The sequence below is a fragment of the Cupriavidus sp. 22TCCZM04-2 genome, assembly GCF_057798895.1.
In genome coordinates, this window is the sequence record NZ_JBYOJS010000009.1 from 228,108 (window position 1) to 238,612 (window position 10,505).

The window sequence follows — 10,505 nt, forward strand, 5'->3', positions numbered from 1 at the left end:
GCAATCACGCCGAGGCGAACAGCGCCTGGAGCCGGTCCGGCGCCGCCGCCAGCCCCGGTTCTTGCGCAAGCGCCACCAGCAACAGCACCCTTGCCTTATAGGGGTTCAGGTCCGCGGCGGAGACAAACAGGCCGGCATCGGGGTCCGTAACTGGCGGAATCGACACATGACCGGCCCCGGTCCGCGAACTCCGCACCACGGCAACACCGGCCGCGGCGGCGTCCCTGAGCGCCGCGATCAGCGTCTCATGCACCGAACCGTTGCCCGCCGCCGCAACGACCAGGCCGCGTACGCCGGCAGCCACCATTGCGTCCACCGCGATGCGCCCCGGCTGCGTATAGCTCGCGACGATCTCGACCTCGGGCCACCGGGCCGGCACGGGAAAGACCGCCGCAACGGACTGCGTGGGCGTGCGCGGCAGCCGCACCAGCTCGTCCTGCACGAAACCCAGCGGACCGCCCTGCGGCGACGCAAAGGCATCCACCGCCGAGGTATGCGCCTTGGTCACGTCGCGCGCCGCATGGATCTGCTGGTTCAGCACCACCAGGACCCCCTTGCCGCGCGCAGCCGGATGGCCGGCGACGCGCACCGCATCTAGCAGATTGAGCGGACCGTCCGCCGACAACGACGTCGACGGACGCATTGCGGCGGTCAGTACCACGGGCACCGGACAGGCCTGGGTCAAGTGCAGGAACATCGCAGTCTCTTCGAGCGTGTCCGTGCCATGTGTAATGACGATGCCGGCCACGTCCGGCTCGGCCGACCAATGCTGAATACGCGCGGCCAGCGTCGGCCAAAGCGAGAACACCATGTCCTTGCTATCGATCTGCGCCACCTGCTCGGCTTCAATCCGCGCCATAGACTGCAACGCCGGCACGGCCGCCAGCAACGTCGACACGGGCACCGTCGCGGCCTGGTAGCGCGCGCTGCTGGCCGGATTGGTCGAGGCGCCGGCAATGGTGCCGCCAGTGGCCAGAACCACGATGCGGGGAAGCTGGGACATGGTGGGGGGATACAGGGAGCTGAAGTCCGGCGATTGTACCTGCGGCATGCGGGCAAACCGGATGTCGAGCAGACGCTTCTGAAATTCTGCTTGCGCTTGCGCCGATACTGTATAAAATCACAGCATACTGTTTAAACATACAGTGCTCACCCGGCTGGCGGACAAATAGCACCGGGGCACTTATCGGAACGCTTCCATGGCGACCCTGACACCCCGGCAGCAGCAAATTTTCGACCTGATCCGCAATACGATCCGCGGCACGGGTTTCCCGCCCACGCGCGCCGAGATCGCCGCGGAGTTTGGCTTCTCATCGCCCAATGCCGCGGAAGAACATCTGCGAGCGCTGGCGCGCAAGGGCGTGATCGAACTGACGCCGGGCGCGTCGCGCGGCATCCGCCTGAAGGTGGCGCGCAGCGATTCGGAAACCCCCGACCAGTTTTCCCTGCCGATGTCCGGGGTCATGCAGCTGACGCTGCCGCTGGTGGGCCGCGTGGCCGCCGGCAGCCCGATCCTGGCCGCCGAGCATATCGACCGGCAGTACCAGGTCGATGCCTCGGTCTTCGACGAACGCCCCGACTACCTGCTGCGCGTGCGCGGCCTGAGCATGCGCGACGCCGGCATCCTCGACGGCGACCTGCTGGCCGTGCGCAAGGCCAGCGAGGCGCCCAACGGCAAGATCGTCGTGGCGCGCCTGGGCGACGACGTCACCGTCAAGCGCCTGCAGCGCCGTGACGGCGCCATCGAGCTGATCGCGGAAAACCCCGACTTCCCGAACATCATGGTCGGGCCCGGACGCGAAGAGTTCTCGCTCGAAGGCATTGCCGTCGGGCTGATCCGCTCCTCGGGCTTCTGACCAGCGCGGCCAGCCGCGCGCTGGCCGCCGCCCTCCTCCTTGCAGTGCCGACGCCGCCCGCCTGACGGGTGTTGACCCCGCTTTTGCCAATCGAGAGGTGTAGCCATGCCGCAAACCAACCACATCGCCGCACGCCAGCCCGTCAAGCCCGTGCCGTTCCGGCAATCGAAGGGGGTTCGCATCTATCAGGGCGCGCAGCGCCGTACCATGGTTGGCAGCATGGCGGCGATCTGCCGGATGCTGGAACTGGCCGAGCCGACCAAGCTCCTGGCCTGAGGCTTGCCGATGGGCGGGGCCGGCCGGAGTGAAATGCAGCGGTAATGCCGCCCTGACGGCGGCTAGTCGTTGGCGTCGCCGGAGATATGGTCGATCTCATGCCTCGCAGCCGCGTAGGCCGCCTCGATGGCACTGTCTTCCGTTGCCGCGAGCGCGCCGGCGTTATGTCGATGTCCGTGTCCACGGATGACAAACGACCAGTCCCATTGACCGTCGGGCGCCTTGATTGGCTGAATCGAGATTTCCCGGCTCTTGTATCGATATTCCATGGCAGCCTCCCGGTGTCCGGGGCATCGTAGCATGAAGGTCCTGACCATCCGAAGCCAGTTGCTTCCCGCTCGGCGGGGGCGGAACAGGGTCGTGCCGAGCCGGCGGCCGCACTCTTCAGACCGGCAGCTGCTGTGTCGTTGCCTTCTTACCCAGGATAGCCATTGCGATCAGCCCGAGGGATGGCGTGAAGATCATCGAAAAGGTCAGCCAGACCGCAACGGAGCGGCCCAGAATGTGGGCCAGCAGACCAATCCCGAAAGAACAAAGCAGCCAGATAGCCAGGGCAAGCATGATGATGTGGAGAACGAGTTCGTTACCACGCCAGTATGGAAAACCGGTGCAAATCCATTTGACTCCAGGTGACATCCGCTTGGCGAATCGGGACAGTCGGTATAAACCCCATCCGCCTGCGGTCGCCTTGTCGGACAGCGACTGATACCGGCGCGGTGTTCCCAGGCCGACACTATCTGCACAGACTCCAGGAGACAGCCATGGCCAACAAGAATATCCACGTCGTGCCGACCTACAATGGCTGGGCCGTACAGCTCGAAGGCGGGTCCGGAAATGAGCAGCGTTTCACCTGCCAGCAACACGCCATCGCCACCGGCACGGAGAAGGCGAGACGGACGAAGGTCGAGCTGCTGATTCACGGCCGGGATGGACAGATCCATGAAAGGAATTCGTTTGGCCAGGAGACGCCCGACATCAAAGGGTGATGGCTGGGCCGGCTCGCGAAACCGGACACCCAGGACAACGCTCGATATAGCGGCTGGCGAACATAACCCGGCGCGTGTCGCCGGGTTTTTCGCTGCAAGGCGACGTACAATTTTTGCCAGATAGCTCTCTGGCTGGGCGCGGGCTCGCAAACCCGCCTTCGTCAGCCCCTGGTGATCGCCATGATGAAGCTGGTATGGATGATCGCGGCACTGGCCGCCGCCACAGCCACAGCCGCGCGCGCCGAAGACGCCTATGTCTATCCGTTTGACGACATGAGGGTCGGGGAAACGGTTCGAACGCCGTTCCCCACGGTGCTGTACCTGCACAAGAAGTGCGACCTGCCCTTGGCCGGCGCCGATCAAATGCGCTTTTATGCGGCCTACCACGGCGCGTGGGACACCGGTTGCTGGGTGAAAAATCTCCGCGGGGATGCGGTGATCGTCGTGCTCAGAAAGCCGACCAAGACGATTTCGCTCGATGCACTTGCCCGCGCGGATGTCCAGAAGGACGGCACGATGACCATCAAGGCGCTGCCCGCCCGCGGTCGCTAGGCCGTCCGATTGTCAATCGCCACGCTGCAGCGTCAGTATCTCGGCCCGTTCTGCCACCGATCCCTGTCCCCGTAGTCCCGATGGTCATCCCGGTCGCCGCGATCGCGATCATGATTGTGGTATCGACCATCGCTGTAGTAGCCACTGTCCCGGTGCTCATCGCGATCGGGGGCCACGACGCAACCGCTGAGCAACGCTGTGAAAGCGGTAAGCAGCACAAGAGTGATTTTCATAAGACTCTCCTGTCCTATCCTCGTCCTTTCCAGCATATGCAGCGGACCTTCGGGAGGATGTAGGACAGGGGTTCTGTGACTGCCGGGTGCTTTCCTACAACGGCGCAACCGCGATCATGGAAGCCCCCAAATGGGAGTGTCAGCATGCGCCCGGTCGTTACCGCGGCCCCCTGCGACGCTGCATGCACACCACGGTCACCGCCGCACAGCACACCAGGTTGAGCAACGCGATCAGCGTGAAAAACAGGTCGTGGACGACGATGACACCGTAGGCCACAGCGGTGGCATTGGCCACGACCCACGATCCCCACGTCAACAGCGAAATGTCGCGCGCGCCGTCGGTACTGCGCCACACCGCCATCAATTGCGGCACATAGGTGAAGATGCGCGCCGCGTTTGTCATGAAGTAGAGCCAGGCGATCGTTGACTCGGTTGGCCGGGAAGACATGGTCGTCCCGACATGCCCAACCGGCGCGCTCCAGATCAACGCTGCAAGGATGCAGTAGATCAGCGCGATCATATAGCCAGCGGATGTTCGCCGGGCGGGCGTGGCTAGAACTCGATTGACACGGTGGAGCATCTTGGCAACCTTCTCGTTACAGGGATTCATGCTGCTCGTAAGCGTATAAACTTCTTCGCAACGCCGCGTCATCGGAAGCGATGACGGACAACACCCATAACAAAAAAGGGAGTTCGCCATGGACGGCCTGGAGGGCGTGACAGCCCAGCAACTCTCCGACGTGATCGGCGCCATCTACGACTGCGCGCTAGAGCCCGCGCGCTGGCCCGGCGCGTGCCGGTCGGTGGCGGACTTGTGCGCAAGCACGGGCGGCGGCATCTGCGTGCATGACCTCAAGCAAGTGCGCAACGACCAGTTGTTCGTGTTCGGCTACCAGCCCGAATTCCTGGAGAAGTTGGGCAGTGAGTTCGCGCAAAGCCCGATGGCCGCGGCGGACATCGTCTCGAATGTCGGGGACGTCAATTCGCTCGCCAGGGAGCCCCGGCAACTGCTTGAAAGCCGCTTCTACCGCGAAGTCCTGGAGCCGTACGGACTGACCGACATCATCTGGTTTCCGGCCCTTCGCACGGGCGGACGCATGGCCTCGCTGCACGCTTCCCGCAGCAACAAGAAGCCGCACTACCAGCAGCCCGAGGCGCAGCTGTTCAGGCTGCTGTCTCCTCATGTCTGCCGGGCAATGGCGATCTCCGACGCACTCGACATCCGGGCACTTCGATCCGAGATGCTCGAAAAGACGCTCGACGGGCTTTCAGCAGGCGTATTCCTTACGGCGCGCGATGGGCACGTGGTTTATATGAATGCCGCAGCCGAGCGACAGGTGAAGGCCGGCCATTCGATCTGCATAGCTCACAACCGGCTGTCGGCGGTCGAACCCACGGCTCGCGCGGCACTTGCCAAGCACATCGATGCCGCGACGCGCGCCGACAACGCTTCATCGTGGAACGAGCATTCGGTGGCGATTCCCGATGGCGCCGGAACAGGCCGCGGCTACGTCGCCACCCTGCTGCCAATAGAGAACGGCGAGCGCAGCGGCATCCTGGCACCGTTCGCCGCATCGGTCGCCGTGTTCATGCAAGACCCCATCCAGGTCCCGCTCATGCCCGGCGAAGCCTTTGCGCGGCTGCACGGATTGACCGGTGGCGAACTACGCGTATTACTGGCGCTTTCACAAGGGCTTGGAGGCATGGAATCGGCGGAGATGCTAGGCATCAGCGAGCCGACTGTTCGCACCCATCTTCAGCACATCTTTTCGAAGACCGGTACGACAAGGCAGTCCGATCTCCTCAATCTGCTGCATCGCTCCACGCCGCCGGTTCGAGGCTAGCGACATGAGCGGGCGGGCGCGCGCGGCGACTGGACGCGTTTGATGTCCGGGCCTTGTCATTCAATCCCGGACAAGGCATCGATCAATGGGCACGAAGCCTCATCGCCATGGGTGTGGCATTGCCGGACAAGACGCTCCAACTCGGCTTGCAACCGTCGCAAATCCTGCAATCGCTTCTCGACAAGATCGAGCTTTTGTTCGGCCAGTGTGCGGGCGGTCTTGCACGAGCCACCATTGCTCTGTCGCAGCAGTACCTGGATTTCATCCAGGGTGAAACCGAGAGACTGGGCCCGGCGGATGAAATAAAGGCGCTGCAGGCTCTGTTGCGAATACCGGCGAACGGTCCCAAAGGCACGTTCTGGCACCGACAGCAACCCGCACCTCTGGTAGTAGCGCACCGTTTCCACCCCGACGCCCGCCGCCTTGGCCAGCTTGCCGATGGTTAGCATGTGCTCCATGGCTTGACTCCGTACCTTGGTACGGAACTAGGCTAGGCATAAACCTCACATTGGGAAAGGGCAGTTTGCAATTCGCAGTGCACTTCGGGGAAGGGGCCAAGATGAGCAACCTCAAGCTGCAGTCAGTCATCACCTGTCCTAACTGCGGGCATGCCAAAGAAGAAACCATGCCGCTGGACGCCTGCATGTGGCGTTATATGTGCGAGTACTGCCACACGATGCTCAGACCAAAGGCTGGAGATTGCTGTGTCTTCTGTTCATATGGCACCGAACGGTGCCCGCCAATGCAGCAGCGAATATGTCATGCATGCCCTAATAGGCACCCATCGCGCTCCCCTTCTCTGGTTCGGGGGGGAAATCCCCTAGGGACGAAATTAGAATCATCCCTCTAAACTCAGTCTTCATTTGTGCGCCGCAGCAGCCTGCTTCCGACGCACCCGTTCAACCGGGCTGAGTTGCCTCGCGGTCGGCAGCACCCACTAGCTCACAATGAGAGTCAAAATGAAGGACCGCGATGCCTTGAGTGCACTGACTGACAAAGTTTCACAACTACGGCAGCATTTCCCCGGCAGGAGAATCGTGGTGGCGCGAGAGGGCTTTGCCGCTGTCTTTGAACGCTGCGAGATCGGAAAGGACGGGGTGATGATCACTGCAACGCCCATCGAATCGGGGTCAAGCACCCTCGTGATTCCTTGGCACCCGGCGGATTACTATCTCCTCGTCGATGAGGCCCAAGCGACAGAATAAGGGGAGCAGAAACAGAAACGGCGCCGATGGCGCCGTAAGGAATTCGCATCACTAAAGGGTTAGAAAACCCGCAAAGCACTGATGCGAAAAAGGAATTTTGGGGTGGCTGATGGGACTCGAACCCATTTGGCAGGGGTAACAGGGGGAACAACGGGGAGGTAAATCGTTGATTTTAAAGGTTTCGCCTCCCCTTGGTACCCCGCAGCGCCCCAAATTCTTCCCCCGAATTTTCCCCTCGCGTACGTGCTCTCTGATACGTAGAGGGCACGCCAGTGTGGTCGGCGTGGAATTTGTGTACCCAGTGCTCTGCGCCTCCATGCGTATTGAAGTCGTTTGTGACGCTTCCTATTTGTTAGAAGAGAAGCTTCGCGACCCTGCAGGGCCGGAGACGCCGGCGGGTTTCCAACTATCAACCCTCGATCAAGGCGCTATCGGTTGCAGCTACGAGACCCCTTGAGAAATCGAATGGCCTTGTCGAGGTCCTCGCGCCTTACCAGGTGTGGCGTTGGGGGCACCCCAAAATTCACCGGCTTCGACCGGTGCACTGCCTCTCCTCGCCTTGCGATCAGTTCGTCGAGCGTTTTGCCGGCCTTGGCCGGTTCAAAGTGCAACCACTCCCAGTGGGCAACAACGTCGACCTCGAGGAAATCCTTGAACAACCGCCGCGTCTTTTCGGTAGATGGATTATGGAAGCGCCTAAGTTCTTCTTCCAGTTTGCTTTAGACGAATTTCCCTACGTAACTGCCATTCACGACACGCAGCGGGCGCGCCACCTCTTCGCGGACTCGATCCTCAATGTATGTCTCCCAAGCGGTGAGGGCCATCACGAGTCCTGCGCGCTTAAGCACCTCGGCATTCTCGGATGGCGCATTAGACATTCGATCAAAATGGCTAGCAACTCCTCTGCATCCTTGGTCGAGCTTTCAAAAGACTCTCTCGCTTTTTGACATGTGCTTTTCCGCCCGCTCAGGTCGGCCGGACGTGTGAGGCATACATCATAGCCAATAAAGATGACCAAGCGCCACTCGTTTCGGCAACGCCACCCCCCACGACGGGGGTGTTTTCCATCATGCGGCTTTGCGGACCGTGCGCCGCTGCATCGGGGCGCCTATATGCGCAGCGAAACAGCGAAAAAAGGGCCCCGGCGTCGGACACAGGTAAGGATGGGCTCTGGAAGGGCCTTGGCATGACGGCCAGGACACGCAACTCGGGGATCTGCGCCCCGTGGGAGGCACCACCTAAAGCAGCAAGACGCGCTTGGGTCAGGCCTATTCCGCTATACGCCTGAGACTTATGGACGGCCGGCTTGGGGAAGTAGTTGGACGTGGTCGTACCATTTCAAGTAATCGACTCGGGAGCCGCACAAAGTCAAGAACGCAGGGTCTGTCGGCGCAGCATACCTGCACCCCATGCAGGTCGGGGATCGCCCGAAAAGCCAATGCTGGTGCGGGTTTCCGGGAATGGCTTCTAATAAAATGCTTAAGATCTAGGCACGTAGTGGTGCGGGTTGCAAGGAAGCGAGCGCCTATTTATTAGAAACTTTCCGCTCCGTTGGCGTCATGAACCGCAGACCGATATGTGACGCATAATTCACAACCGGGCCGAGCCGTCAAACCCACAGGAATTAACTACCTGCAAACGGGATTAAGGTGCCGGCTCTACGATCACCTCCTTTGCACCGAATACTACCTCACGGATGTCACGTCATATCGCCGGTGTCGGCGGTGCTGTGTCCTGCAATGACACTCGCCCGTGGCCGCACGACGGGCACACACAAGCTAGTCCGCCCCGCTCCAACTTGTAGGGCACGGCCAGAACATCACCCCAAGGAATTGATCAAGCCAACCAACCTCACCTTCATTCAGGGTAGCATCATGGGGATCCATGCCTTGCAATTCGGACAGGCTTCTGTACCCCCCCGTGTAGAGCAATCAGGACACTCACAGGAAAAACGATGACCGGGGCCACCTCATTGAGGTTTGCAGGCGACCACGAACACACTTGAGAGTTGAGGTCGAACGGACGGCTGTCTCTCGGGCAAGGCGGCTTGCGACGCAGGCATCCAGCTACCGGGCCTCAATTCCTCGCGCGCGGGTTTTCGAAGATGGAGAATCAGATGGTCACGAAGCTCCCTGAAAGCGCTCCGATGGGGCCCGCCACGGTATCCCGAAGTGTGATACCGCACTGACCAAGGACATGATAGAAGCGCTTTTTCTGCGCCTCCCGACTCTTCGACTTGTCAGCGATGCCCCCACGTGCCTTGTTGCGGCTCGCGAACGCTTTAAGCAGAACTAGCGCCTGACGGCGATCTTCCGTGTCCAGCGGTATCACCAAGGACCGCCCCGCTTTACTTCCTTGCGTCAAGCGAAGCCCGCCATCCTGGCTCACAAGGTGCGGCTTGAAACAGATCGCCTCATCAACCTTCAATCCAAAAGCACGAATCGCCAAAAGTTGGTGGCCAACGCGCTCATCGTAATCCATCACCCTATTCAACTTTTCATCGAATATTTCGATACTTCTAAGATCCGCCGGATCGCGAGGCTTCGCCCGAACCACCCGCACCAACCGCGCATCCGCGACGTACTCCTCCGGACTCTTGACCAGATCCGCTTTGCCGACCCAGCGGCAGAAGATCCTAAGAAGCTGTTGCGAAATTACCCATAGGGTCTGTTAACTTTTTCGAGCCAGTGTTAACTTCCTGTCTTGTTTTGCCTGACAGGAAGCGATGCCCAGTGAACTGATAGACGACGAACTGTGGTCACTCATCGAACCGTTGCTGCCGGCGCGAGCGCCACGCAACCGCCGATATGCAGGGCGCAAGCCGACGCCGGACCGAGCGGTGCTAACTGGCATCGTGTTCGTTCTGCGCTCTGGCATCGCCTGGAACCTACTGCCGCAAGAGATGGGCTGTGGCTCGGGCACCGCCTGCTGGCGGCGGCTGGTTGCATGGCAGGAAGCTGGTGTCTGGCAATGCATCCACGAGACACTATTGGCCGAACTGCGCCGTCGCGGCCAACTCGACATGGCGCGCGCCATTGTCGACAGTTCCTCGGTTCGCGCCATGCTGGCGGGAAAAAAACTGGCCCGAACCCAACGGACCGGCGCAAGCTCGGCAGCAAGCATCACCTCATCGTCGACGCCCAAGGCATCCCGCTCGCGGTCATCCTGAGCGGCGCGAACTGCAACGACATCACGCAACTCGATGCGCTGGTCGAGGCGATACCTCCCATTCGCGGAAAGCACGGACGCCCTCTGCGCAAGCCGAAAATTGTCCAAGGCGACCGGGGCTACAGTTCCGAGCCACACCGACAGCGCTTGCGCAAGCGCGGCATCACGCCCGTGCTTGCCAAGATCGGCTCGCCTCACGGCAGTGGACTCGGCAAAACGCGCTGGGTCGTGGAGCGCTCGATTGCTTGGCTCCACTCCTTCAGGCGCTTGAAAATTCGATACGAACGATATGCCCATGTCCACGAAGCCTTCCTGTCACTTGCCTGTTCATTGATTTGCTGGAGCAGGCTAAAGCCCTGCATGAACTAATTTCGCAACAGCCTCT

14 protein-coding genes and 1 pseudogene are annotated in these 10,505 nt (G+C 61.1%); 8 read left to right on the top strand and 7 right to left on the bottom strand.

Translation table 11 applies throughout. From position 1 onward, the window contains the following. Positions 1-4: 4 nt before the first annotated feature. Positions 5-1,003 carry an asparaginase gene (locus AC3FKG_RS15955; RefSeq protein ID WP_483708374.1) on the bottom strand — a complete coding sequence of 333 codons (999 nt, stop codon included), beginning with the start codon at positions 1,001-1,003 and terminating at the stop codon, positions 5-7. A 196-nt stretch (positions 1,004-1,199) separates the two neighbouring features. On the opposite strand from AC3FKG_RS15955, the gene lexA reads away from it, so the two are divergent. Together lexA and AC3FKG_RS15965 are read left to right on the top strand one after the other, a co-directional pair. Further along, positions 1,200-1,856: a transcriptional repressor LexA gene (lexA, locus tag AC3FKG_RS15960; RefSeq protein WP_483708375.1), complete on the top strand. Its 657-nt coding sequence runs from the start codon at positions 1,200-1,202 to the stop codon at positions 1,854-1,856. Between the two features lie 105 nt (positions 1,857-1,961). Then, the gene (locus tag AC3FKG_RS15965; RefSeq protein WP_483708376.1) at positions 1,962-2,132 is read left to right on the top strand and encodes a hypothetical protein; all 171 of its coding nucleotides are present in this window, start codon (positions 1,962-1,964) and stop codon (positions 2,130-2,132) included. A gap of 62 nt (positions 2,133-2,194) precedes the next feature. On the opposite strand, the gene AC3FKG_RS15970 is transcribed toward AC3FKG_RS15965, so the two are convergent. Then, entirely contained in the window at positions 2,195-2,401 is a 207-nt protein-coding gene (locus AC3FKG_RS15970) for a hypothetical protein (RefSeq protein ID WP_488743519.1), read from the bottom strand. A 115-nt stretch (positions 2,402-2,516) separates the two neighbouring features. After that, complete coding sequence (locus AC3FKG_RS15975; RefSeq protein WP_488743520.1) at positions 2,517-2,693, bottom strand: hypothetical protein; 177 nt, start codon at positions 2,691-2,693, stop codon at positions 2,517-2,519. Positions 2,694-2,893: 200 nt separating this feature from the next. Here AC3FKG_RS15975 and AC3FKG_RS15980 point away from each other — a divergent pair, with 200 nt between their 5' ends. Together AC3FKG_RS15980 and AC3FKG_RS15985 are read left to right on the top strand one after the other, a co-directional pair. Further along, positions 2,894-3,118, top strand: coding sequence for a DUF2188 domain-containing protein (locus tag AC3FKG_RS15980; protein WP_488743521.1), 225 nt, complete (start codon positions 2,894-2,896; stop codon positions 3,116-3,118). Between the two features lie 180 nt (positions 3,119-3,298). Beyond that, the gene (locus tag AC3FKG_RS15985) at positions 3,299-3,670 is read left to right on the top strand and encodes a hypothetical protein (RefSeq protein WP_488743522.1); all 372 of its coding nucleotides are present in this window, start codon (positions 3,299-3,301) and stop codon (positions 3,668-3,670) included. A gap of 390 nt (positions 3,671-4,060) precedes the next feature. On the opposite strand, the gene AC3FKG_RS15990 is transcribed toward AC3FKG_RS15985, so the two are convergent. Beyond that, positions 4,061-4,423 carry a hypothetical protein gene (locus AC3FKG_RS15990; protein ID WP_488743523.1) on the bottom strand — a complete coding sequence of 121 codons (363 nt, stop codon included), beginning with the start codon at positions 4,421-4,423 and terminating at the stop codon, positions 4,061-4,063. Between the two features lie 178 nt (positions 4,424-4,601). Here AC3FKG_RS15990 and AC3FKG_RS15995 point away from each other — a divergent pair, with 178 nt between their 5' ends. Continuing rightward, positions 4,602-5,747 (top strand): helix-turn-helix transcriptional regulator, encoded by a 1,146-nt coding sequence (locus tag AC3FKG_RS15995; RefSeq protein WP_488743524.1) that lies wholly within the window; start codon positions 4,602-4,604, stop codon positions 5,745-5,747. A 56-nt stretch (positions 5,748-5,803) separates the two neighbouring features. On the opposite strand, the gene AC3FKG_RS16000 is transcribed toward AC3FKG_RS15995, so the two are convergent. Then, a complete protein-coding gene (locus AC3FKG_RS16000; protein ID WP_483708385.1) occupies positions 5,804-6,205 on the bottom strand; it encodes a MerR family transcriptional regulator in 402 nt (133 codons plus the stop codon). 101 nt (positions 6,206-6,306) lie between these two features. Between AC3FKG_RS16000 and AC3FKG_RS16005 the strand changes: the two genes are divergently transcribed. Next, the gene (locus tag AC3FKG_RS16005; RefSeq protein WP_488743525.1) at positions 6,307-6,597 is read left to right on the top strand and encodes a GDCCVxC domain-containing (seleno)protein; all 291 of its coding nucleotides are present in this window, start codon (positions 6,307-6,309) and stop codon (positions 6,595-6,597) included. A 109-nt stretch (positions 6,598-6,706) separates the two neighbouring features. Next, a complete protein-coding gene (locus AC3FKG_RS16010; RefSeq protein WP_483708386.1) occupies positions 6,707-6,952 on the top strand; it encodes a hypothetical protein in 246 nt (81 codons plus the stop codon). 428 nt (positions 6,953-7,380) lie between these two features. On the opposite strand, the pseudogene AC3FKG_RS16015 reads toward AC3FKG_RS16010, so the two are convergent. Beyond that, positions 7,381-7,830 (bottom strand): annotated as a pseudogene (locus AC3FKG_RS16015) (HEPN domain-containing protein). A 1,234-nt stretch (positions 7,831-9,064) separates the two neighbouring features. Beyond that, positions 9,065-9,433 carry a hypothetical protein gene (locus AC3FKG_RS16020; RefSeq protein WP_488743526.1) on the bottom strand — a complete coding sequence of 123 codons (369 nt, stop codon included), beginning with the start codon at positions 9,431-9,433 and terminating at the stop codon, positions 9,065-9,067. Positions 9,434-9,677: 244 nt separating this feature from the next. Between AC3FKG_RS16020 and AC3FKG_RS16025 the strand changes: the two genes are divergently transcribed. After that, positions 9,678-10,489, top strand: a protein-coding gene (locus AC3FKG_RS16025) for an IS5 family transposase (RefSeq protein ID WP_488743105.1) whose coding sequence is annotated in 2 segments (ribosomal slippage) — positions 9,678-10,017 and positions 10,017-10,489 — 813 coding nt in all. Because the reading frame shifts where the segments join, the coding sequence is not laid out codon by codon here. Positions 10,490-10,505: the final 16 nt, after the last annotated feature.